The sequence below is a fragment of the Pyxidicoccus sp. M6 genome (assembly GCF_055568925.1).
This window is the reverse complement of record NZ_CM145714.1, coordinates 10,985,048-11,009,981: the sequence shown is the minus strand read 5'-3', so window position 1 is coordinate 11,009,981 and position 24,934 is coordinate 10,985,048. Positions and strand designations below refer to the sequence as shown.

11 protein-coding genes are annotated in these 24,934 nt (G+C 69.7%); 8 read left to right on the top strand and 3 right to left on the bottom strand.

Annotated features, from left to right (window positions below; all coding sequences use genetic code 11):
- The first annotated feature begins 100 nt into the window (after nucleotides 1-100).
- The 6 genes from ACVTJA_RS43075 (at nucleotide 101) to ACVTJA_RS43050 (ending at nucleotide 15,896) form a co-directional block, all read left to right on the top strand.
- Nucleotides 101-4,147, top strand: coding sequence for an annexin (locus tag ACVTJA_RS43075; RefSeq protein ID WP_465829442.1), 4,047 nt, complete (start codon nucleotides 101-103; stop codon nucleotides 4,145-4,147).
- A 12-nt stretch (nucleotides 4,148-4,159) separates the two neighbouring features.
- Nucleotides 4,160-5,128, top strand: coding sequence for a hypothetical protein (locus ACVTJA_RS43070; RefSeq protein ID WP_465829440.1), 969 nt, complete (start codon nucleotides 4,160-4,162; stop codon nucleotides 5,126-5,128).
- 66 nt (nucleotides 5,129-5,194) lie between these two features.
- On the top strand, nucleotides 5,195-6,463 hold the full coding sequence (locus tag ACVTJA_RS43065; RefSeq protein WP_465829438.1) for a serine/threonine-protein kinase: 1,269 nt from the start codon (nucleotides 5,195-5,197) through the stop codon (nucleotides 6,461-6,463).
- A gap of 240 nt (nucleotides 6,464-6,703) precedes the next feature.
- Nucleotides 6,704-12,562, top strand: a complete 5,859-nt coding sequence (locus tag ACVTJA_RS43060; protein ID WP_465829436.1) for an alpha-2-macroglobulin — start codon at nucleotides 6,704-6,706, stop codon at nucleotides 12,560-12,562.
- Nucleotides 12,559-14,871, top strand: coding sequence for a penicillin-binding protein 1C (gene pbpC / locus ACVTJA_RS43055; RefSeq protein ID WP_465829434.1), 2,313 nt, complete (start codon nucleotides 12,559-12,561; stop codon nucleotides 14,869-14,871). Before ACVTJA_RS43060 ends, pbpC begins: the two co-directional genes overlap by 4 nt.
- Nucleotides 14,872-14,945: 74 nt before the next feature.
- Nucleotides 14,946-15,896, top strand: a complete 951-nt coding sequence (locus ACVTJA_RS43050; protein ID WP_465829432.1) for a hypothetical protein — start codon at nucleotides 14,946-14,948, stop codon at nucleotides 15,894-15,896.
- Nucleotides 15,897-16,072: 176 nt separating this feature from the next.
- Here ACVTJA_RS43050 and ACVTJA_RS43045 read toward each other — a convergent pair whose 3' ends face one another.
- The 3 genes from ACVTJA_RS43045 to ACVTJA_RS43035 all read right to left on the bottom strand — a co-directional run bounded on the left by ACVTJA_RS43045 (nucleotide 16,073) and on the right by ACVTJA_RS43035 (nucleotide 21,946).
- Complete coding sequence (locus ACVTJA_RS43045; protein WP_465829430.1) at nucleotides 16,073-16,747, bottom strand: SRPBCC family protein; 675 nt, start codon at nucleotides 16,745-16,747, stop codon at nucleotides 16,073-16,075.
- Nucleotides 16,748-16,966: 219 nt separating this feature from the next.
- On the bottom strand, nucleotides 16,967-20,338 hold the full coding sequence (locus ACVTJA_RS43040) for a DUF4082 domain-containing protein (RefSeq protein ID WP_465829429.1): 3,372 nt from the start codon (nucleotides 20,336-20,338) through the stop codon (nucleotides 16,967-16,969).
- Between the two features lie 195 nt (nucleotides 20,339-20,533).
- Nucleotides 20,534-21,946 carry an L-serine ammonia-lyase gene (locus ACVTJA_RS43035; RefSeq protein WP_465829428.1) on the bottom strand — a complete coding sequence of 471 codons (1,413 nt, stop codon included), beginning with the start codon at nucleotides 21,944-21,946 and terminating at the stop codon, nucleotides 20,534-20,536.
- A 175-nt stretch (nucleotides 21,947-22,121) separates the two neighbouring features.
- On the opposite strand from ACVTJA_RS43035, the gene ACVTJA_RS43030 reads away from it, so the two are divergent.
- Both ACVTJA_RS43030 and ACVTJA_RS43025 read left to right on the top strand, forming a co-directional pair.
- Nucleotides 22,122-23,876, top strand: coding sequence for a hypothetical protein (locus tag ACVTJA_RS43030; protein WP_465829427.1), 1,755 nt, complete (start codon nucleotides 22,122-22,124; stop codon nucleotides 23,874-23,876).
- Between the two features lie 121 nt (nucleotides 23,877-23,997).
- Nucleotides 23,998-24,900: a restriction endonuclease gene (locus ACVTJA_RS43025; RefSeq protein ID WP_465829425.1), complete on the top strand. Its 903-nt coding sequence runs from the start codon at nucleotides 23,998-24,000 to the stop codon at nucleotides 24,898-24,900.
- Nucleotides 24,901-24,934: the final 34 nt, after the last annotated feature.

The following is a 24,934-nucleotide window of genomic DNA, read 5'->3' as shown; positions in this document are numbered from 1 at the left end:
CTTCGATAATCTCTGTTGAGAGACGTGTGGGCCCTCGCTGGGGTGGGGGCCCGTGTATTCCTTTGTCCGCCATGGGCGGACAGTGCGTGGAGTGGGGGCCATGAGAGTCAACGACGGCGGCGCGTCCCGGACGACGGGAACGGGTGAGTCGAGCGGTTCCGGTCAGAGCTCGGCGGCCGCGGAAGCCGAACGCGCCGCGCGCGAGGCGCAGCGTGCCGCGGAGGAGGCCGCGCGTGCGGCGGCGGAGGCGGCTCGGGCCCAGGCAGCGCAGGCCGCCCAGGCGCAGGCCCGCGCGGAGGCCGCGGCGAAGAAGGCCCAGGACGCATTGAAGCAGGCCCAGGCGGCGCTCGAGCAGGCGAAGAAGCAGGGCGCCCCCAAGAGCGAGCTGACCCGCGCCGAGCAGGCCGTCGCGCGCGCCAACACCTCCGCGCAGCAGGCCGCCACGTCCGCGAGGAGCGCCGGCAACCGCGCGTCCAACGCCAGCTCCTTCGTGCCCGCGTCGCCCACCACCGCGCAGCCCACGCGCCAGACTCCGGCCGGCCCGCCGGGTGTCACGCCGGGCTACACGAAGGAGCAGGCCGCCAAGGATGCCACCGAGCTGTACCGCGCCATGAAGGGCGGGCTCACCGGCTGGGGCACCGACGAGGACAAGCTGTTCGCCACGCTGGACAAGAAGTCCCCCGGCGACCTCGCCCTCATCCGCCAGTCTTTCAAGGAGCACTACAACCTCGACCTGGACAGCACCATCCGCGAGGAGCTGAGCGGCGACGACCTCACCCGCGCCAACAGCATCCTCTCCGGCAACAAGGGCAACGCGGGCGCCGCCGCCATCCAGCAGCAGACGGGCTGGTTCGGTGACAAGGACGCCATCATCAAGACGCTGCAGCAGTCCAGCCCCGCCGAGCGCCAGTCCATCGCCCGCTCCTTCCAGCAGATGTACGGGAAGGACCACAAGGACATCCAGGCCTCCTCGCCCGAGGAGTTCATGCGCAAGGCGCTGGAGCCCAGCCTCAACGACGCGCAGAAGACGCAGCTTCGCAGCCTGCTCGCCACCACCAGCGCCACCGCGCCCGCGCAGGTGAACCAGCTCGAGGCCAGCGCCGCGCGCTCCAAGGTGAACGACGCCCTCCAGGGCTTCTTCGGCGCCGACAGCCAGAAGGTCTTCGACACCATCAAGGACCTGCCGCCCGAGCAGAAGAAGATTCTGCTCGCGGACCCGTCGCTCCAGGCGGAGATGCAGAAGAAGCTCTCCAAGGAGGACTACACCCGCGCTCGCGGCCTGCTGGAGGGCAACAGCGCCGTCGCCAGCGCCGCGCAAATCAACAGCGCGACGCAGGGGTGGTTCGGCGCGGACAAGAGCGCCATCATCGACGTGCTGAAGAACACGAAGCCGGAGGAGCTGCCCGCCCTCAAGGCCGAGTTCCAGAAGCAGACCGGCCGCTCGCTGGAGAGCGAAGTGCGGAGCTGGGGCGGCAATGACGCCGCCGTGGGCCTGCGCTACCTCAACCCGCCCGCCGCCAACGACAAGTTGGGCCAGGCGCAGGCGGACGCGGAGCGGCTGCACCGCGCCATGGACGGCATGGGCACCGACGAGGCCGCCCTGCGCGAGGTGCTGGGCAACAAGTCCAAGACGCAAATCAACGACATCGCCGCGGCCTACCGCGACCTCTACAAGAAGGACCTGCGCTCGGACCTGACCTCCGAGCTGGGCGGGCGCGACAAGTTCGAAATCGTCGACCAGATGTTCGACCTGGGCGCGGTGGACATGAACGCGCCGGACGCCGCGCAGCAGCAGGCGGCGCGCCTGCGGGCGCAGCAGAAGTTCGAGCAGAGCGACGGCCTGGGCGTCATCGACACCATCCAGACGTGGACGAAGGGCGAGTCGGACTCGGCGCGGCTGGAGCGCAACCTGACGGCGGCGGAGACGGCCATCTCCACGGGCAACACCGAGGCGGCCAACCGCCGCCTGGGCTACTCCACCGACGACGTCAAGGACCTGCAGGAGACGAAGGACAGCACCGCGGACATGGCCGCCACGGCCGCCGTGGTGGTGGTGACGACGGCCGCGGTGGTGGCCACGGGCGGCGCGGCCACGCCGCTCGCCATCGCGGGCTACGCGTCGCTGGGCGCGGGCACGCGCATGGCGACGCAGGCGTACTTCAAGGGGGACTCGCTCGGCACCGACGGGCTGATGCAGCAGGGCGTGGTGGGCGCCGTCGAGGGCGCCACCGCCGTGATTCCGCTGCCCAAGGGCCTGGGCGGCGGCTCGGTGGCGGCCATCGAGGGCGCGGAGCAGGTCGCCAAGCAGACGGTGATGCAGCGGCTGAAGGGTGCGGCCATCCAGGGCGCGTGGGAGGGCGGCATCAGCGGCGCCACCGGCGGCGCGGTGGACCAGGCCATGCAGAGCGAGACCTGGCAGAACGGGTTGATGCCGGGCCTGGCGCAGGTGGGCAACCGCGCGGTGCGCGACGGCACCATCGGCACCGTGTTCGGCGCGGGCACCAGCGTGGCCATGGACGGCGTCATGCAGGGCGTGTCCCGCATGACGCGGCCCCGCGAGATTCCGGTCGCGGCCAACTCGGACCTGCCGGGCAGCACCACGCGCGTTCGCTACGACAATGGCCGGGTGCGCATCGAGCGGGGGCCGCTGGCCACCGACGCGGACGTGCTCGCGCACATGGAGACGGCGCGCGCGCTCCAGAAGTACGAGGGGCCGCTGGGGAAGATTCGCCAGCTCAAGGACCGCATCAACCAGACGCTCACCGGGACGCCGGGCTTCGGCACCGCGGGCTTCGAGGCGCGCCTGGAGGTGAAGAAGCTCAAGGGCATGCTCGCGGAGCTGGACACCGCGCAGCGGAAGATTGACGAGCGCATCGCCAGCATGGGCGGCCGCCCCGACGCCGCGACGGTGGCGGAGCGCGCGTCCATCGACCGGCAGGTGGCGGAGCTGGAGACCCAGCTGCGCCTGCACGAGACGAACCTCGGCTCGCTCGCCCCGGGCCGTGGCCACGTGGACAAGTACGGCGACGTCGTGCACCAGGAGTTCAGCGGGCGGACGACGGAGCTGGCCGACATCGAGAAGCTGCTCCAGGACCCGAAGGTGATGGAGGCCCCGCTGGTGGCGGTCGTCGACCGCGCGGCGGACATGCAGCGGCTGGGCAAGCTGGACGGCATGGACGCCTGGATTCGCGAGACGGCGGCCCAGGCCCAGGCCGGCAACAAGCAGGAGGTGCTCGCCCGCTTCACCGAGCTGGGCTCGGCGCTGGAGCGCGCCAGCGCGCTGCCCCCCGGGGAGAAGATGGTCCTCACGCCGCGAGCCGCGGCGCCCGGAGCGCCCGTCTCCTTCAGCGCCGCGCAGACGGCGGGCGGCGCGGTCCGCACGCCGGGCCCCCACGAGGTGGCGGCTCGCGGCCTGCTGACCCCGAAGGAGCAGGTGGCGTTCGACATCTGGGCGGACCGCGTGGCCCGCAACAAAGGCCCCGCGAAGCTCGAGGAGACGGTGGAGAAGTTCCTCAAGATGCCGGACGCCCGGCGCGACCAGATTCTGCGCCAGCAGTTCAACGGCATCTCCAAGGCCCTGGAGGAGCAGGACCGCTTCATCCGCCACGCCGGCAACCTGGGGGATTTGACCAACCCCCAGCTCGCCCAGCGCACGATGTCGCCGGGCGGGGTGGAGATCCGCTACGAGGCGGACATCCCCGCGGGGCACGAAGTCACCCAGGCCGAGGTGCTCCAGGCCGCCCGGAAAGAGCCCGTCGTCCTCTTCGGCGACGATGCGACCAAGAAGCCGTATCCAGGCATCGACGGCCTCATCGGCAACCCGCCGCGGCCGATGCAGCTCAAGCGGACTCCGGACCCCTCCAAGCCGGGCATGACGGCCTGGTCCGCCCGCTCGCAGGCCATGGCGGCCCTGGAGAAGGCGCAGAAGCACAACATCCGGAACGTGGAAGTCTACATCGACACCTCCGCGCACTGGACCATGGCGGACGTCCAGAAGAACTGGAGCCTCCCGGACGCGACCTCCATCCAGACGCCGGGCGCCGTTTTCGACAAGGACTTCGTCAAGCGTATCGAAATCAACGCGAAGGACGGCAGAATGGAGGTCATCCTGAAGCCGGATGGGAGCTACGACTTCAGGAAGCTCTGAACGGGGTGAGGAATGGCGGGGCACTTCATCGAAGGTTTCGCACCAGGTGTCGGTCCGGAGGCCGCGGACCGAATCACCGCCGCGCTGGCGCGCGTGGGTCGCACCGTGACGTCGCGGCAGCGGCTGGTGGCGGGGACCCTGCCGCCCGCGGCCGCGCCGGGCACGCTGCGCTGGAGCGTCCACAAGCTGCATGACGAGGGGGGCACCTTCCTCGTCGTCCGCGAGGTGGGTATCGAGCAGTGGGACCTGGCCTTCTTCCGCGCCCTGTCGGCGGCGGTGGATGGCTTCGTCGGCGCATACGAGAAGTACGACTCGCTGTCTCGTGAGGGGCTGGCCGCGTTCCTGGCCGGGCGGACGCTGGAGGTGGCCACGCGCGACCTGACGGGGCCGCTCACCGTGGGAGCGCAGCCCCTGCCGAAGCTGCTCGCGGGGGCTTCGGTGGAAGACGTCCACGCGCAGCGCTTCGCGGAGCTGTGCAACACCATCCCCTTCCGGCTGCGACAGGCGGACACGGTGGTGGCGGAGGACTGGACGGTGTCCCCGCCGAAGGAGCGCTTCGTCCCCGAGAGCCTCGCTCCCGAGTGCCGAATCTTCGTCGCGGACATGGACGCGGCGGGGTGGCAGACGCAGCAGTTCTCGCAGGCGTGGCAGTGGCGCGCGGCCAGCTCGCCCTCGGGCATGGCCTTCCTCGAGCTGCGCCGTGACGGCGCCTTGGACCCGAAGGTCGTGGCGGACCTGTCCAGCAAGCTGTCCCGCCAGGTGCTGGCGGTGGAGCTGACCAGCGGGGGCAAGTCCTTCAAGTGGGCCGAGGCGGACGGCGGCAAGCTGTCCGAGGGCACCGGCCAGGGCGCGCAGGACTTCATCAAGGCGGCCTTCTCGTCGACGGTGCTGATGGGCGAGGGGCCGGGCCTGCTCTTCGGCCGCGGGCCGGATGGCTGGACGCGTCCTGGCGCCGGGGGAGCCACGGCTCCCAGGAAGTAGGCTGGCCCGCGGTTCGCATCACCCAGGCCTGGCCCCGTAGACTGGGGCCTGTCTGGGAGGTTCACCGTGGAGCGCATCCAATCCGTCACAGGCCACCGCGAGGACGGACGGGCCGCGTGCGTGGTGTGCGACGCCGCGCTCGAAGGCTCTCGCTGCGGCCACTGTGGCGCGGCCGTGGCTCCGGGCGGCTACCGCGTGCAGCGGGTCATCTCCCAGTCGGTGCACGGGCGCGTGTACCTCGCGGTGGACGCGGAAGGGCGCCGGGTGGCGCTGAAGGAGCTCCTCTTCGCGCTGGTGCCGGGCGTGGAGCAACTGGATGCCTTCGAGCGCGAGGCCGCGGTGCTGCGCTCGCTGAGCCACCCGGACATCCCCCGCTTCGTCGCGAGCTTCCAGGAGGGCCGCGGGGTGGGGACGCGGCTGTACCTCGTGCAGGAGTACCTGGAGGGTGAGTCGCTCCTCCAGCGGCTGGAGCGGCAGCGCCTGGACGAGGACGAGGCGTGGACGCTGGCCGGGCAGGTGCTGGAGACGCTCCAGGCCCTGCACCAGCGCACGCCCGCGCTCATCCACCGGGACGTGAAGCCGGCCAACCTCATCCTCCGTCCGGACGGGCGCGCGGCGCTGGTGGACTTCGGCGCGGCCCGGCACCTGGCGCGCGAGGTGACGCACGGGTCCACGCTGGTGGGCACCTTCGGGTACATGCCGCCAGAGCAGCTCGGCGGGACGGTGGAGCCGTCGAGTGATTTGTATGCCCTGGGCGCCACGCTGGTGCACGCGCTCAGTGGCCGCATGCCGGCGGACCTGCTCGACGAGGGGCTGGCGCTGTCCTTCGAGCAGCACGTGCGGGCGTCCGAGCCGTTTCGGGCGTTGCTCCGGAGGTTGCTGGCGCAGAAGCGCTCCGAGCGGTTCGGCTCCGCGGCGGAGGCGCTCGCGGCTCTGCGTGCCGCGCGTGCCACGCCTCCCGAAGTCTCTCGGGATGCTCCCGAGACCTCCTCGCCTCCGGTGATGCAGGCCCGGGTAGATGGGGACGCCGCGCAGCCGGCTCCACGGGCTCAGGAGGGCGGGAGCGTCACCGAGGCCGAGGGCCCCCCAACGCTCTCGAAGCGCCGCCGCCTGGTGCGCTGGGCCCTCGTGGGTGTCTCCGTGGCCGGGCTGCTCGTCGGAGCGCTCCTCGCGAGCGGTGTCCTCGCCCCCAGCCCCGCCGTGGTGGTGATGGACCCACCCGATGCCTTCGCTCCCATCCCTCAAGAGCCCCCGCCTCCATCGAGGCCGGCGCCTCCGGGGAACGGCTCGCATCGGAACTTCCGCACGCCCTGGCCGGGCTCCGGCTCCCGCTAGAGCCAGGGCAAGCGGCCAACCAGCCACGCACCTGCGCGAAGGCGTGGCCGCGCGCGCACACGCCCCCGTGGCTCGCCGCCCGCGTCCCCTCGTTTCAGTTCCCGGCCCGACTCGTGCTTTCATCGGTCGTAGCTGGCCTCCTGCTTGCTCTCTTCCGAGCAGGCACCTCGTGCCGCACCCCACCCCATGTCCTCAAACGAATCGGAACCCACTCCGCCCCGACCGCGGTTCCTCACGCGCGTGTTCGGCGAGCTTCAATGGAACCCACCACCCTGGGCCGCCGCCCTGGGCCGCGCCGGTGCCCGCGCCGCGCGCGCCGCTATCGCCAAGGTCCGCCAGCACCCCAAGCGCTTCGCGTTCTCGCTGCTCGCGCTCGTGCTGCTCGTCGTGGGCGCGGATGCCGGCTACCGCTGGTACCAGAACCGCCCCAAGCCGGTGAGCTACGCCCTCAGCGCCACCAACCCTCCGCTGACGAAGCTGGAGGAGCAGCTCCAGCCGATGCCGGTGTACCTGCACTTCACCGGCTCGGTGGCGCGCCTGGAGGCCATCGGCAAGCCCGTCACGGCGGGAATCACGATGACGCCTCCGGTGAAGGGCGAGTGGCGCTGGGCCAGTGACCAGATGCTCACCTTCACCCCGGCCGAGGACTGGGCGGTGGGGCAGGAGTACAAAGTCTCGCTGGACCGCTCGCTGTTCCCGGACCACGTGCTGCTGGACGCGTACGAGACGACCTTCAAGTCCGCGCCGTTCTCCGTGACCATCTCCAACCTCGAGTTCTACGAGGACCCGCGCAATCCGAAGGAGAAGCGCGTGGTGGCCACGCTGACGTTCTCCCACGCGGTGGACCCGGCGACGCTGGTGCGCAACGTCTCGCTGCACACGGGTGAGGAGAAGCGCGGGCTGTTCGGCGTGGGCTCCGACAACTTCCCGCTCAACATCACCTACGACAAGCTCAAGGGACAGGCGTACCTCCAGTCGGACCTCATCCCGATTCCGCCGAAGGACACGCTGATGACGCTGATGGTGGCGCCCGGCATCCGCGCGGCGCGGGGCGGAGAGGCCGCCCAGGACCGGCAGGAGCGCCGCGTCACCATCCCCGGCATGTTCACGTACTTCCACGTGGGCGGCACCGAAGTCTCGCTCGTGCGCAATGACCGCTACGAGCCGGAGCAGGTGCTGGTGCTCAACCTCACCACCGGCGTCTCCGAGGCGGAGCTGCGAAAGAATCTCCAGGTCTGGCTGCTCCCCAAGGACCGGCCCGCGAAGGATGGCCAGCCCGCGGTGCCCAACGCCACGTGGAGTGACTACGGCGTCGCGAGCATCGGCGAGGAGCTGCTGCCGGCCTCCGCGAGGGTGAAGCTGGACGCGGTGCCCACGGACACGGAGTTCGCCACGCTGCACAGCTTCCGCGTCCACGCGGACGTGGGCCGCTCCCTCTACGTGCGCCTCAACAAGGGCACGCAGTCCGCGGGCGGCTACGTGCTGGCCGAGCGCTACGACACCATCGTCCAGGTGCCGCCCTTCCCCGAGGAGGTGAGCATCCTCCACGAGGGCGCGCTGCTCAGCCTCGCGGGTGAGAAGAAGGTGACGGTGATGTCGCGCGACGTGAAGGCGCTGCGCTTCTCGCTCGCCCGGGTGCTGCCGGACCAGCTCAACCACCTGATTACGCAGACGGAAGGGCGCTTCGCCCACCCCGAGTTCGCCTCGTATCGGTTCGACGAGGAGAACATCTCCGAGACGTTCTCCGAGGTGCGCCCGCTGGAGGGCGCCGGCCGCGGCAAGGCGCAGTACGCCGCCTTCGACCTCGCGCCCTACCTCACGCCGGAGAACGCCCCGTCCCAGCGGCGCGGCCTGTTCTTCTTCAAGGTCCAGAGCTGGGACCCGGAGAACAAGACGCCCACCGGGCAGGAGGATGCGCGGCTCCTGCTGGTGACGGACCTGGGCCTCGTCGTGAAGGACAACGCGGACGGCTCGCATGACGTCTTCGTGCAGAGCCTCGGCTCCAGTGCGCCCGCGGAGGGCGTGACGGTGAGCGTGCTGGGCAAGAATGGCCTCCCCGTGGTGAGTGTCACCACGGACGCGAACGGCCACGCCGCCTTCCCGAAGCTGACGGACTTCGTGCGCGAGCGCACGCCCACGGTGTACCTGGCGCGCAAGGGCGAGGACTTCGCCTTCATCCCCGTCAACCGGTATGACCGGCAGCTCAACTTCAGCCGCTTCGACGTGGGCGGCGTGGAGAACGGCACCACGCCGGACCGGCTCTCCGCGTTCCTCTTCTCCGACCGCGGCCTCTACCGTCCCGGTGACACCTTCCACGTGGCGCTGGTGGTGAAGGCGTCCGACTGGAGCCGCCCGCCCACTGGCGTCCCGCTGGAGGCGGCCGTCCTCGACCCGCGTGGCCTGGAGGTCTTCAAGAAGAAGATTTCCCTCCCCGCCGTGGGCCTGGAGTCGCTCCAGTACACGACGGAGGAGACGTCCCCCACGGGCAACTACCAGGTGAACCTGTACGTGGTGAAGGACGGCCAGCGCGGCAGCCTGCTCGGCTCCACCACGGTGCGCGTGGAGGAGTTCCTCCCGGACCGCATGCGCATCACCACGCGCTTCAACGCCGAGCGCACCGAGGGCTGGGTGTCCCCGAAGGACCTCAAGGGCCAGGTGACGCTGAAGAACCTCTTCGGCATCCCCGCCGCCAACCGGCGGGTGACGGCCGAGGTGTCCCTCTCGCCCGCGTACCCGAACTTCCGCAAGTACTCCAGCTACTACTTCTATGACCCGCTGACCGCGCAGCGCACCTTCACCGAGCGCCTGGAGGAGGCCACCACCGACGACAACGGCGAGGTGGAGTTCACCCTGGGCCTGGAGAAGTACGAGAAGGCGACGTATCGCGTGTCCTTCCTCGCGGAGGGCTACGAGGCGGAGGGCGGCCGCGGCGTGTCCTCCGAGGCGTCGCTGCTGGTGTCGCCGCTGCCGTACCTCATCGGCTTCAAGCCGGACGGCGGCCTGAACTATCTGAGCCAGGGCTCCTCGCGCTCGGTGGACTTCATCGCCGTGGACCCGAATCTGAAGAAGGTGGCGGTGCAGGGCCTGAAGGCGGAGCTCATCGAGCAGCGCTGGGTGTCCGTGCTCACGCAGCAGTCCAACGGCACGTACCGCTACCAGTCCGTGCGCCGCGACATCCCGGTGCGCACGCGCGAGCTGCCCCTGGGCGAGGCGGGCTTCAAGTACGCGCTGGCCACCGAGCAGCCCGGCGAATACGTGGTGATGGTGAAGGACGCGGAGGGCGTCCAGCTCAGCCGCGTGGAGTACTCTGTGGCCGGCCAGGCCAACCTCACGCGCGCGCTGGAGAAGAACGCGGAGCTGGAGGTGAAGCTCGCGAAGCAGGACTACACGCCGGGCGACGACATCGAGCTGAGCGTCAAGGCGCCGTACACCGGCGCGGGTCTCATCACGATTGAGCGAGACCGCGTCTACGCGTGGAAGTGGTTCAAGGCGGACGCCACCAGCACCGTGCAGACCATCCGCCTGCCGCCGGGCCTGGAGGGTAACGGCTACGTCAACGTGACCTTTGTTCGCGCCATGGACTCGCAGGAAATCTTCATGAGCCCGCTGAGCTACGGCGTGGTGCCATTCTCCGTGAGCCGCGCGAGCCGCGCGCTGCAGGTGACGCTCACCAGCGCGGACAAGGCCCGCCCCGGCGAGCCGTACCGCATCCGCTACAAGGGTGACCGCGCCGGCAAGGTGGTGGTGTTCGCCGTGGACGAGGGCATCCTCCAGGTGGCCGGATACCAGACGCCGGACCCGCTGGCGCACTTCTTCAAGAAGCGCGCGCTGGAGGTCCGCACGGGCCAGATTCTGGACCTGCTGCTGCCCGAGTTCTCCGTGTCCAAGGCCGTCTCAGCCATGGGCGGTGACGACGAGGGCGCGAACGCGATTGGAAAGAACCTCAACCCCTTCAAGCGCAAGCGCGACAAGCCCGTGGCCTACTGGTCCGGCGTCGTGGACATCGACGAGACGGAGCGGGAGCTCGTCTACAACGTGCCGGACTACTTCAACGGCGAGCTGCGCGTCATGGCCGTGGCCGTGGGCGCGGAGTCGGTGGGCGCGGCGAGCAAGCGCGCCGTCATCCGTGGGCCCTTCGTGATTACGCCCAGCGTGCCCACCTTCGTGGCGCCCGGGGACGAGTTCAACGTGGGCGTGGCGGTGGCCAACAGCGTGGAGGGCTCCGGCAAGGGCGCGAAGGTGACGCTGGAGCTGAAGACGTCCGAGCACCTGGAGGTGCTGGGCGAGGCGAGCCGGCCGCTCGACATCGACGAGGGGCGCGAGGCGAGCACGACGTTCCGCGTGCGCGCGAAGTCGGTGCTCGGCTCGGGGACGCTGGCCTTCACCGCGTCCATGGGCAAGGAGCGCGTGAAGCAGTCGGTGGACCTGAGCGTGCGGCCCGCGGTGCCGTACCTCACGTCCGTGGCGGGTGGCCACGTCAAGGACGGCAAGACGGACGTGGCCGTGACGCGGAAGATGCACAGCGCCTACCGCACGCTGGAGGTGAGCGCGTCGCCGCTGCCCCTGGGCCTGGCGCGCGGCCTGTCCACGTACCTGGACAAGTACCCCTACGGGTGCACCGAGCAGCTCGTCAGCCGCGCCTTCCCGTCGGTGGTGCTGAAGAACCGTCGCGAGCTCACGGGCCAGGGGCCGCAGGTGGCCGAGGCCTCCTTCGCGGCGGCGCTCCAGGTGCTGCGCACGCGGCAGAACGAGGAGGGCGCCTTCGGCCTGTGGGCGGCCAACTCGTACGCGCCCACGCTGCCGAGCATCTATGCGCTGCACTTCCTCACCGAGGCGAAGGAGCGCGGCTTCGCGGTGCCTCCGGATGTCCTCAACCGGGGCCTCACGTGGCTGACGTCGCTCGTGAGCCGCACGCCGTCGGACCTGAACCAGGCGCGCAACGTGGCGTATGCCCAGTACGTGCTCACCCGCAACGGCAAGGTGTCCCGCCAGTCCGTGGTGTCGCTGCGCGAGTGGCTGGACACGAACGCCGCGGAGACGTGGCCCACGGATTTGACGGCCGCGTACATCGCCGCGACGCACAAGCTGCTCAAGCAGGACAAGGAGGCCGAGGCCGCGCTGAAGAAGGTGCGCGTGGGGACGCCGCAGGAGGCGGACTACGCCTGGCTGTATGACGGGCTCGTCTACGACTCGCAGGTGCTCTACCTGGTGTCGCGGCACTTCCCGGAGCGGCTCGAGTCCATCACCGGGGCGATGCTCGTGGGGATGACGCAGCCCATCCTCTCGGAGCGCTTCAACACGCTGTCCTCCGCGTACGCCATCCTCGGCCTGGAGGCCTATGCACAGGCGCTGGGCGCGAAGGGCATGCCGTCGCGCAGCGGGACGGCCATCCTGGAGAAGGTGGCGGACTCGCTCCGCCCGCTCACGATTCCCGACGGGCTCTTCCCGCAGGTGGCCTTCTCCGACCAGGCCACCGGCGTGCGCGTGCAGGGCCCCACGGAGGCGCCGCTCTTCTTCCAGGTGACGCAGGCGGGCTACGACCTGGAGGTGCCCACGCAGCCCATCGTCCAGAAGCTGGAGGTGCAGCGCGAGCTCCGGAGCCTGGACGGCAAGGTGGTGACGGAGGTGCCGCTGGGCGGCGAGGTGGAGGTGCACCTCAAGCTGCGCTCCGTCGGTGACAACGTCTCGCACGTGGCCATCACCGATTTGCTCCCCGGTGGCTTCGAGGTGGTGATGGAGAAGCCGGCCGCGCCTTCCTCGGAGGAGGAGTCCTCCGAGTCGTCCGAGGGCTCCGAGGACGCGTCCGACGAGGGCGAGGGGGAGGAGTCGTACTACCAGGAGCCGGAGCCCGTCGCGGGCGGCTGGGTGCCGCCGGTGGGCAGCGACCAGTCCTCGTTCTCGCCCGAGTACGTGGACGTGCGCGAGGACCGGGTGGTGCTCTACGGCACGGTGGGCTCCAGCGTCACCGAGTACATCTATCGAATCAAGGCGACCAACACGGGCGCCTTCGTCATGCCGCCGGCCTTCGCCGAGGGCATGTATGACCGCGGCGTGAGGGCGCGCTCGGTGGGCTCGAAGGTGACGGTGGCCGCGCCGTGAAACCGCGGTGGTTGCGCCGGGTGTTGCTGACGGTGCTGGGGCTCGCGGTGCTGTACGCCGCGGTGCCCCGGCCGCCGCTGCGCGAGGGGCTGGGCTTCTCGCAGGCGGTGTTCGACCGTGAGGGGCGGCTCCTGCGGCTCACCCTGTCGCCGGACGAGAAGTACCGGCTCTGGGTGCCGCTGGAGCGGATTCCCACCACGCTCGTGGAGGCCACGCTGCTCCACGAGGACCAGCACTTCCGCGAGCACTTCGGCGTCAACCCCGTGGCGGTGGGCCGCGCGGTGTGGAACACGTACGTCGCGCGCGGGCGGCGCATGGGCGGCTCCACGCTCACCATGCAGCTCGCGCGCATCCGCTACGGAATCGAGTCGCGCACTCCGGGCGGCAAGGTGTTGCAGATGCTGCGGGCGCTCCAGTTGGAGTGCACGTATTCGAAGGACGAAATCCTGGAGGCGTACCTCAACCTCGCGCCCTATGGCCGCAACGTGGAGGGCGTGGGAGCTGCGAGCCTCGTCTACTTCGCGAAGGACGTAGAGCGACTGTCGCTGTCCGAGGCGCTCACCCTCGCCGTCGTCCCCCAGAGCCCCGCGCGCAGGGACCCGGGGAAGGATGCCGGCGCGCTGACGGCGGCGCGGATGCGCCTGTTCGAGCGGTGGCTGGAGCCGCATCCGGAGGACGCCGAGCGGCGGGCCCTGCTGTCGCAGCCGCTCCCGGTGCGCACGCCGGAGGAGTTGCCCTTCCTCGCGCCGCACTTCGTGGGCCGCGCGCTGCGGGCGAGCCCGGCGGGCTCCAGCGTGAAGAGCACGCTGGATTTGTCGATGCAGAAGCTGCTGGAGCGCCACGTGCGGCAGTACGTGGAGCGGCGGCGTGAGGTGGGCATCCGCAACGCGGTGGCGATGCTGGTGGACTGGCGCACGCTGGAGGTGCGCGCGGCGGTGGGCTCGGCGGACTTCTTCGACGAGAGCATCGACGGGCAGGTGGACGGCACGCAGGCGAAGCGCTCGCCGGGCTCGGCGCTCAAGCCTTTCATCTACGGGCTGGGCTTCGACCAGGGGCTGGTGCACTCGCGCACCATGGTGAAGGACGCGTCCACCGGCTTCCGGGGGTATGACCCGGAGAACTTCGACGGTGAGTTCGTGGGGCCGCTGGCCGCGGAGGAGGCGCTGGTGCGCAGCCGCAACATCCCCGCGGTGGCGCTGGCGAAGCAGCTCCGCGCGCCCGGGCTGTATGGCTTCCTCCGGCAGGCGGGCGTCACCGGGCTGCGCGAGGAGTCGTACTACGGGCTGTCGCTCGCGCTGGGCTCGGCCGGTGTGTCCATGGTGGAGCTGGTGGAGCTGTACGCCATGCTCGCCAACGGAGGTCTGCTGCGTCCGCTGCGCCTGTCCGTGGACGCGTCGCGCGACGAGGGCACGCGGATGCTGAGCGCGGAGTCCAGCTTCATGGTGCTGGACGCGCTGTCGAAGGGGCCCCGGCCCGCGCAGGCCTTCCGCGCCGAGTGGGCGCGGGACACGGTGCCGGTGTCGTGGAAGACGGGCACGTCGACGAGCTTCCGCGATGCGTGGAGCGTGGGCGTGGTGGGGCCGTACGTGGTGGCGGTGTGGGTGGGCAACTTCGACGGTCGGCCCAACCCGGCCTTCGTGGGGCAGACGGCGGCGGCGCCGCTGATGTTCGAGGTGGTGGACTCGCTGCGCGCGAAGGACCCGGATGTGCGGCGCGTGCACCCGATGCCTCCGCCCGGCGTCAGCCGCGTGCAGGTGTGCGCACTGTCCGGCGGCATCCCCGGGCCTCACTGCCACCGGAAGGCGAGCACGTGGTTCATCCCGGGTGTCTCGCCCATCCGCGCGTGTGACGTGCACCGCGAGGTGCTGGTGGACACGCGCACGGGCTTGAGGACGTGCGCGCCCGGGCCGTCCACGCGCGCGCAGGTATTCGAGTTCTGGCCGTCCGACCTGCTGCGCCTGTTCCAGAAGGCGGGCCTGCCCCGGCGCGTGCCGCCCGCGGAGGACGCGACGTGCGGCCTCGAGCAGCGCGCGAGCGAGGGCTCCGCGCCGCAAATCTCCACGCCGCAGGAGGGCGTGGACTACAACGTGCGCGCATCCGCGAAGGAGCCGCAGACGGTGCCGCTGGCGGTGGTGACGGACGCGGACGTGCGGAAGGTGTTCTGGTTCGTGGACGAGCAGCTCGTGGGTACCGCGCCCCGGGGCGAGCCCCTGCACTGGGCAGCGCGGCCGGGGACGTACGTGGTGCGCGCGGTGGACGACCAGGGGCGCTCGGATGCGCGGACGCTGACGGTGCGGCTGGTGCCTTGAGGACGGTGGGGGTGGGTCTCCGTTGACGGCCTCGGGCCGGGCTTGAAGTATGCTCGGCCGGGAGAGGGCCGCACATGTCCAATGGGAAGAGGAGGGCCGCCAGCCCGGGGCGCTCCGACGAGACGCGAGTCGCTCCAGAGGGGGACGAGGACGCGACGCGGGACATCCCGCTGCTCACCCGTCGCGAGGAGACGGGGCCGCTCGAGACGCGCATGGCGCCGCTCGACGAAATCGACCCGAACGCGACGCGCATGGGGCCGGTGGAGGACCGGCCCGTGCGTGGCGGCAAGGCACGGGGGAGCGAATCGTCAGACGTGCCCACGGACATCCAGAGCCCGAAGCCGTTGAGCAAGGCCGGCGCGAAGCCGACGGGCTGGCTGGCGAAGGCCGGGGGCAAGGAGAAGGACAAGGACAAGCGGGCCAGCCCGGCGCCGGAGAAGGTGGGCGTGGTGCGGCTGAATCCGCTGGAGCCCGCGAAGGGGAAGGTCGCGGCGCAGGACGAGTCCCCGGCGCTGCGGACGATGTTCGCGAACCACTCGGCGCTGCTGGCGGAGGAGCTGCGGCGGGCGCTGGCCTCGAAGATGTATGGCCGGGGGCCGCACCGGGTGCTGCGCATCGACGAGCCGGAGGGGCCGAGCACGGCGGGAGGCAAGCTGGCCCGGCAGGCGATTTCACTGGTGCCGAGGAAGGGCAACGCGCCGTCGCTCATCTGCGGCTGGGTGGACGTGTCCAAGCGCGAGGCGCAGTTGCGCAACTTCGAGGGCGTGGCGAAGCGCTACGAGTCGCACCACGGCCAGCCGCTGGAGATGGCGCCGGAGGAGTACGAGCGCTTCCTGAACGACGTGGAGGACGTGCTGACGAAGGCCGTCATCAAGGTGCGCATCATCGTCCCGGAGGAGCAGGGGGCGGTGCGCATCTCTCCTCCGGTCCATGCAGGACGGAAGGGCGTCCCGATGGTCTGGGTGCTCGCCGTCGCCGTGCTGGCCTTCATGCTGGGCATGTTCGTGGGGCGGATGCCTCACTGAGGCGCCCGCGCACGTTGGACTGAAGTCATGGGCCGCACCAGGCAGTGGGCGACGTCATCCACTGGGAAGGCACTCGTTGCCGAGGTTCTGTCCATGAGCGCCTGAAACAGCACCGCGCCCCGGTCGCGGAGAATCCGCATCACACGGGGCGCGGCATGCACGACGTCAGCTGTGAATCACGGCGTGGGCTGAGCAACGGCCGGAGCGCCCTCGGCGGGCTGGCCCGCGGCGGCGGCAGCGGCAGCGGCCTCAGCGGCCGCCTTCTCCGCAGCGGCCTTCTCCGCGGCCACGCGCGCGGCCTCGGCCTCGGCGCGCTTCTTCGCCTCGGCCTCGGCGGCCGTCTTCATGCTGGCGAAGCCCTTCTCGAAGTCCTTGCCCACCATCTTGTCCATGTCGATGAAGACGCAGAAGAGCTTGCCCATGAAGTCATTCTGGCCGGCCATGGTCCACGACACCTCGGTGCCGCCCTCGGCGGGCTTGAAGGCGAAGGTGGTGATGGCGGTGGACGGGAAGGGCTTGATGAACTCCAGCTTGATGCGGACGAGCTCGGAGGGCTTGCTCTCCTCGATGGTCATCTTGCCTTCGCCGGCGTCGCTGTTGCCAACCCAGGAGTAGACCGCGCCCTGGCCGGACTCCGCGCCAGAGAACGTGGTCTTCATGTTCGGGTCCAGCTTGTCCCACGGAGACCACTCGGGCCACCGGTGGAAGTCGTTGACGAGCACGAAGGCAACGTCACCCTGCACGGGCAGCGTGGCGCTGCGCTGCACGGAGAACTCCGCGGGGCGGGTGGCGACGAAGCCGACGAACAGGAGGATGGCGGCGGCGAGGATGCCGAGAATCTTCTTGAGCATGGGGTGTGTGTCCTCTGGACAAGGGCCCAACCGGGGGACGGGCCGGGCGCGTCTTAGAGCCGCCGGGCGACCCGACGCAAGACGCACCCCGCCGCACGGGCCACCCCCCACGTTGGGGCGCCAAGGGCCACGCACGCCACGCGAAAAGCAGCGCGGCCCGGCGTGAGCACTCCCCGCCGGGCCGCGCATATCACCCCGTGGGACGGGGTGACGTGTGACTCAGTTGTACGTGGCCGTGTACGTGCCGGCCTGCGCGCCGTTGATGAACGCGAAGCCCACGCCCTTGATGGTCTGCGGCACCGTCGTCACGGCCGAGCCGTTGCGCGTCACCGAGACCAGCGTGCGGCCCGTCGCGGTGCGCGTGGGCACCATCAGCGACAGGTTGCGCGCCGGGGAGGCCACGGTGAAGGTGAGCGTCGTGCTGGTGAAGGCGACGGAGGACACCTGCGTGGCCTCGCGCGCGTCGAGCCACGTGAGGAGCTGCTTCGCGGTGATGACGGACACACCCTCGCGCTGGGCGGAGGCGATGATGGCCGCGGAGCCCGAGGCGCCTGCCGACGGGTCCCAGTCCACGTGCATGTTGGCGTTGAAGGCGCCGTAGTAGCCCTTCGTGCCGAGCGCGTTGGCCAGCAGCGTGTCGATGTGCAGCGGGTACGACTGGCCCGACTCGTCCGTCATCTGCGTGGCGAGCTGGTACACGTCGATGGGCGTGCCGTCCACGTCCGCGAAGCGCATGGCCAGGCCCGAGCCGGTGAAGACGCCCGGACGGTCCTGCACCCAGTAGTCCGGCCAGTAGTAGTAGTTGGTGTCCAGCCGGATGCCATGGGCCAGCGACACCTTGGGCTGCGTGGCCCAGTCGCTGAACGCGATGCAGTGCGTGCGGTTGGTGACGGGCGCGGGGATGCCCGGGTACGACGACACGAAGCCCGCGAGCTGCGGCGTGAAGAAGCTCGGGTCCAGCGTGGTGGCCGTGTAGTCCGCGCAGCCGGTGTTGATGTGGAGGGCGTACTCGAAGCCCTGCGCCGTGTAGCTCTGCGCCTGCGCCCCCGTCAGTCCGCCGATGAAGTCGTAGACGGTGCCGCGCACGCACTGCCAGTCCTCCACGCTGCAGCCCGCGGGGCTGGCGTTGAGGTAGTTCTGCCAGCGCTGGGTGATGGCGTAGCCCGGGTGTCCGTCGCCCGTCATCACCACCACCGCCTTCTTCGCGCTGGGGAAGTACCAGAGGCGCGGCAGCGGGACGCTGCTGGTGAGGTGGAGCGTGTTGGCCAGCAGGCGCTGCTGCTCGTCCGCCTGGGGAATCTGGACCTTGTTCAGGTTCACCCAGTCCGGCTGCGGGTCGAAGGACGCGTTGCCGTAGAACATGTCGCTGGCGCGCGCGCCCGGACCGACGCCGGAGCCGTCGCGGTTCTGCCCCTGCCACGCCGGGTTGCCCTGGCGCGTGAGGATGACGGACTTCGCGAGGTCATACGCGAAGGCGATGGCCGTGCCGGTGCCCACCGTGCGCAGCGTGACTGCCGCGTAGGTCGTGGGCGTGGTGGCGTTCGAGTACAGCGTGGCCACCGCGCGCGTGCCCGTCGTCACCGTGTAGCGGTCCGCGGGGCCGTGGTACTGCATCGTCTCCGCGGTGATGCCCGCGCCCGGCGCCTGGGTGGTGTCGATGAGGATGTAGCCGTTGTCCTGCGTGCCCGTGGCCGCGGTGATTCCGAGCAGCGCGTGGAGGTTGGCCGCGGGGCGCATGGCGATGAGGCTGCCGCCCGCGTTCACCCAGTTGGTGACGAGCGTCACCTGCGCCGCGCTTAGCGTCTCCTCGCCGAGGATGAGCACCTTGTAGTCATTGAGCGACACCGTGTTGCCGATGTTGCCCGCGTCGGTGGTGGCGAAGGTGGTGATGCCTTCGGCCTTGAGGATTTCCTTCAGGTAGTCGGTGAAGTGGTTGGTCGGGTCCGTGGCCACCAGCACCGGGCCGGAGCCGGTGACGCCCGGGCGGGGCAGGGCGCTGGTCGGCTCGAACACCACGTCCACCCAGTAGTTGGCGTTCTGGAAGCTGCCGTTGGGGAAGGAGGACACCGAGCCCTGCGCGAACACGCCGTTGCCGCCGCTGGTGGTGCCGGGCAGCGCGTGCAGCAGCGCGGTGTCCACCCCGTTGGCGAGGCCGTTGGCGTCGAAGGCGTAGCCGCCGGCGGGCGCGAAGTACGAGGCGACGTAGGTGGTGCCCGCGGTGATGGACACCGGCGTGGCGAAGCTCACCTGCTGCCACCCGATGGCGGTCTCGTCGATGAAGGTGGCGCTGGCCAGATTGGCGCCCGTGCTGCTCCACAGGTTGCCCACGTGTGTGCCGGTGTTGCCCGTGCCCTTGTAGAAGCGGATGCCCTTCACCCTGCCGTCCACGTCCGCGCGGAACTTCACGCCCAGCTCGGCGGCGACCGGGTCACTGACGCTGGGGGTGCCCGGCGTCGCGGTGGCGGGGAAGAGGCTGTAGGTGCCGGTCGGAAGCGGCGTCGGCGGCGGCACGCCCGTGGCCTGGAAGAGCACGTCCACCCAGTAGTTGGAGTTCCCGAAGCTGTCGGTGGGGAGGGTGCCCGCCGGGCCGTACTTGTACACGCCGTTGCCGCCGCTGGTGGTGCCGGGCAGCGCGTGCAGCGGCGCGGTGTCCACGCCCGAGGCGAGCCCGCCGTTGTCGAAGGCATAGGCGCCGACGGGCGCGTGGTACGAGGCGATGTACGTCGTGTTGGCGGCGATGGCCACCGGCGAGGAGAAGGTCACCTGCTGCCAGCCGGTGGCCGTCTCGCCGGTGAAGGTGGCGGTGGCGAGCAGCTGGCCCGTCGCGCTCCACAGGTGGCCCACGTGCGTGCCCGTGTTGGCCGAGCCCTTGTAGAAGCGCACGCCCAGCACGTTGCCGGCGATGTCACTCTTGAACTTCACGCCCAGCTCCACGGGCGTGGAGTCATTCGTCACCGAGGCGATGGCGGGCGTGGCGGTGGCCGGCCAGAGGGTGACGGGCGCGGCCGGACGGAACACGACGTCCACCCAGTAGTTGGCGTCGTGGAAGCTTTCGTTGGGAAAGGTGCCGGCGGGGCCGTACTTGAAGACGCCGTTGCCGCCGCTGGCCGCGCTGGCGGGCGCGTGCAGGGGCAGCGCGTCCGTGCCCACCGTGAGCCCGTACTCGGTGAAGGCATAACCACCGTTCGGCGCGTGGTACGAGGCCACGTAGGTGGTGCCGGCCGTGACGGGCACGGGCGTGGTGAAGTTCACCTGCTGCCAGCCGGTGGCCGTCTCGTTGGTGAAGGTGGCGGTGGCCAGCAGCTGGCCGGTGGCGCTCCACAGATGGCCCACGTGCGTGCCGGTGTTGCCCGCGCCCTTGTAGAAGCGCACGCCCACGATTTCGCCATTCACGTCGGCCTTGAACTTCACGCCCAGCTCCCCGGCGGAGGAGTCGTTGGTCACCGAGGGAACGGCGGGCGTGCCGTTGCTGAAGAGCGAGTACGTCGTCTGTGCCCGCGCGTTGCCGGCGGGCAGGGCCACCAGCGCCAGGGCGAGCGCGGTGAGCAGGGATTGGAGGGCCCGGAGGGGTCGTCGTTGTCTGTCTGTCATTGGATGGGGTTCCTCGTGCGCCGCGGGGGCAGCGCAGGTGCGGTGGGTATTCCGCGACTCCCCATCCTTCCGCTTAATTGCAGTAGCCACAATGCAACAAAACGTTTTCGAACCAGACGCCGGCCGCGTCTGTATGTCCTCACGCAACTTTTCCCGGCCGGGTGAGCGAACGGCGGGGCGCAACGCAGTTGCGCGTCAGCACTCCGGGAGGCCGACGCTCAGGTTGGCCACTTCCAGCACGTTGACGGCGAGGCCGCCGCGCGCCGTCTCCTTGTACTTGTCCTTCATGTCGCGGCCGGTGTCGCGCATCGTCTTGATGACCTTGTCGAGGCTGACGAAGTGGCGCCCGTCGCCGGACATGGCCATGCGCGTGGCGTTGATGGCCTTCACGGAGGCCATGGCGTTGCGCTCGATGCACGGCACCTGCACGAGCCCGCCGATGGGGTCGCACGTGAGGCCCAGGTTGTGCTCCATGGCGATTTCCGCCGCGTTCTCCACGTGCAGCGGCGTGCCGCCCAGCACCTCGGTGAGCCCGCCCGCGGCCATGGAGCACGCGCTGCCCACCTCGCCCTGGCAGCCCACCTCGGCGCCGCTGATGGAGGCGTTCTCCTTGTAGAGCACGCCGATGGCGCCGGCCGTGAGGAGGAAGCGCACGACGCCGTCCTCGTTCGCTCCCGGCACGAAGCGCCAGTAGTAGTGCAGCACCGCGGGGATGATGCCCGCCGCGCCGTTGGTGGGCGCGGTGACGACGCGGCCGCCCGCGGCGTTCTCCTCGTTCACCGCGAGCGCGTAGAGGTTCACCCAGTCCAGCACGGTGAGCGGGTTGGTGAGGCCCGCCTCGGGACGGCTGAGCAGCCGCTGGTACATGGCCGCCGCGCGCCGCTCCACCTTGAGGCCACCGGGGAGGATGCCGCTGCTCGTGCACCCGCGCTTCACGCAGGCCTGCATGACCTCCCAGATGCGCAAAAGGCCGGAGCGAATCTCCTCCTCGCTCCGCCACGTCTTCTCGTTGGCCAGCATGATGGCGCTGATGGGCTGGCGCGTGCGTTCGCAGTGGGCGAGCAGCTCCGCTGCGGACGTGAAGGGGAAGGGCAGCGGCGTGGTGTCCGCGCGAATCGGGCTCTGGCCTTCGGCCGCCGACTCGTCCACCACGAAGCCTCCGCCCACGGAGTAGTAGACGCGCGAGTCGAGCTCCGTGCCGTCCGCGGCGAAGGCGGAGAAGCGCATGCCGTTCGGGTGGTACGGCAGCGTGCGGCGGCGGTGCATCACCAGGTGCTCGCCGTCCTTGAAGGTGACTTCACGTTGGCCCAGCACGGCCACGCGCCCTTCCGTGCGCCAGCGCGCAATCACCGCGGGAATGGACTCGACGTCCACGCCCTCGGGCGTCTCACCGCGCAGGCCGAGCAGCACCGCCTTGTCGCTGCCGTGCCCCTTGCCCGTGGCGCCGAGCGAGCCGAACAGCTCCACCTTGAGCTTGGAGAGGCGCTCCAGCTTGCCGCCCTCCGCGAGCCGCTGAGCGAACGTGCGTGCGGCGCGCATGGGCCCGACGGTGTGAGAGCTGGAGGGTCCGATGCCAATCTTGAAGAGGTCGAAGACGCTGACGGCCATGGGGGGCGGAACATGCCACGTTTCGTATTCCCTCCCAGCGCCTCGCGGCGAAGTCGCTGTCCGCGTCCGGACGGACGTCGCTCATTGGGATGCCAACGAGCGCCCGCCTGCACGCACGGTGGTTGGGGCTCTGCGTTGGACGCGGTGCGTTGCCGTTGGAGTGCGTTACGTTCGCGTGATGTCTCGCTACCAGTTCACGTCGCGGCACCATGACGTCGACGTCGAGGTCGACCTGTCCCCGCAGCGTCTCGAGCTGGAGGCGGATGACCAGGAGCCCTTCTGGAACTTTCGGCGCCATCCCAGCCTCCGGAAGCCGAAGGAGCGCATCGGAGACTCCGAGGAAATCACACCCCTCGACATGAGTCGCCCCATCCCGCCGTGCCTCTACACCTCCCTGCCCTCGATGGAGCTGCAGTGGACGTGGGCGCCGGCCATGGCCTTCGCGCTCAAGGCCAAGGCCTTCGATGACGGGCTCTACGCGGCCGTCGACCTGCGTATGCAGCACGGCACACCGTCTCTTCCCGGCAAGCGCCACCTCGTCGAGCAGCTCCAGCAGACCGTGCTGAAGGAGTGGCAGCAGGGCACTGCCGAGGTGCTGAAGCCGGTACTGGTCCTCCTGCGCTCCGCGCTGTCGATGACGGGAGAGCTGGAGGAGACGAAGGACCGGAAACTCCAGCTGCTGGTGAAGCGGGCCCTCGCGGAGTTCGAGGCCAGTCCGGGCGCGTCGAAGCCCCTGGGCTTCTACACGTGGACTCCCGAGCTGGAGGCCTTGTTCAAGCAGGACCGGCTTCTCCAGACGCCGCTGCAGGACGACGTGGCGACGTGCCTGTTCTCGGTGCTCCAGTCGGACGCGCTCCTGCTGGGGGGGTGGCGCAGACATCTCGGGTTGCTCGGCCGTCTGACGAATCCGCTGTCCCAGCCTGCGCTCGACGCGGCGTCGGGAGGAGAGCGGTGCTTGTTCCCGCCCTCGGACTCACACGAGGGACGGCTCGTGAAGGCGCTCTTCTCCGAGAGGGCTCCCCCGGAGGACTTCCAGCTCGTCGATGAGTTGATGGCGCGGCTTCGCGATGGCCGGCTCGACAGCGCGCCGACGCCGGAGTCCGGCTGGTATGACCATCAGTTCCACGCGCTGGTTCCCTTCCTGATACCGGAGCGGATGCCGGAGGCGGAGCGGCTCGTCATCGGGCCCCGCTACCGCGCCGAGTTGGAACGGCAGTTCCGTGCGCTTTTCGCGATGACGCGGGAGACCCACATCAAGCAGCTCGAGCAGCTTGCCGCTGGAGGAGGCATCCCGCTCATCGTCGCGCCCCGGCTCTCCGTCGAGCCGCTGGCCGAGTTCTACCGGCGTCGTGCGGAGGGGTACCGCTTCATCCGAAACGTGCTCTGCGAGTTCCTGGGCGAGCTCGCCCTGGCCAATACCCGGCGGGTATTGCCAGGGGGCGAGGAAGAGGAGGTGCCGCTGCTGGAAGAGCTGGTGTGGATGGAGAACCTCTTCCGCGGGGCGCACGCCATCGTCCGGCAGGAGCTGGGCTTCGAGGACAGCCCGGAGGCCGTGCTCCCGGCCTCGCTGCTGACGCGGCAGTGGCTGCGTCAGTGGACGAAGGACGCGGACCTCGCGAGGGACCCGCGGTGTGTCGTGCCCCTGTTCTTCGACATGCAGCGCCAGAAGACGAAGGTCACCGCCGTCCTGGGCTTCCACTCCACCACCGTGAAGGCACGGTTCCTCACGCCGCCACAAGTCACGGTGCATGGACGGAACGGACGCTCCGAGGAGGCATCCGACGTCCTCTTCAGCTACTCCCAGCACGTCACCGCGCGTCCGGTGACGGCGGAGCTGTATGTCTCGCGGGTGCCGGACCGCACCGAGTTCCAGGCCCTCTGTGACGAGCACGTCAGCGCCGAGGCCATCCTGGAGGCCTTGCAGCGTTGAGGGGCGCAACACTTCGTGACCCATCCGCGCATGGAGTAGCAGCAGCGACTCGGAGGTGAGGCAGGTCCCCAGCCACCCATTGGGTGGTTCAGGTAGATTCAGGTACCTCACGGAGGTGTTCTTGTCTCAACCGCAGAAGAAATCCGCAGGCCCGAAGTTCGTGCGCTACTTCGGTCCGGTGCTCGATTCCCTGCGAACGCTGGGGGGCTCTGGTCGCCCTGTTGAAGTTCAGGACCTGATTGCCGAGCGCTTCAGGCTCACCGAGTCCGAGCAGACAGCGCAGCTCAAGAGTGGGTCGCCACGATTCGCGAACCAAGTGAACTGGGCGCGATTCTATCTCGCCAAGGCAGGCCTGATAGACGCCTCTACACGAGGTGTCTGGAGCCTGACGGAGAAGGGGCGAGAGACAAAGCTAGATGCAGAAAAGTCCTTGAGCCTTTTCCGGGAGCTTCATCAGAAGTTCGCGGCAGTCGGGACCGATGAGGCCGATGAGGACGAGAAAGATGCTTCGGCGGGTGACCGTCCCGAGGGCAAGGGGCCTGGTGCCTCGGCTCCGAAGTCATACCGCTCCGAGTTGCTTGCCCTCTTGAAGACATTGCCGCCCGGTGGATTCGAGCAGCTTTGTCAGCGACTGCTGCGTGAGTCGGGATTCGAGCAGGTTGTCGTGACGGGGCGGAGTGGAGATGGAGGGCTTGACGGTAATGGCGTTCTCCAGGTCAATCCATTCGTCAGCTTCCGGGTCTATTTCCAGTGTAAGCGCTACAAGGATTCCGTAGGTCCGTCCGCAGTGCGTGACTTTCGTGGTGCGATGCTCGGACGTGCCGACAAAGGAATCATCATCACCACGGGTGTCTTCACCAGCGAGGCCCGGAAAGAGGCGCTGCGCGATGGTGTGCCTCCGATCGAGCTCGTCGATGGAGAGAAGCTGCTCGATATGTTCGAGCAGCTCGAACTCGGCCTGAAGCCCGTCAAAACGTTCGAGCTGGAGCCTTCCTTCTTCGACGAGTTCCGCGTGTCGAAGTAGCCAGCATTACGAAGATCTCACATCGCTAATAGTT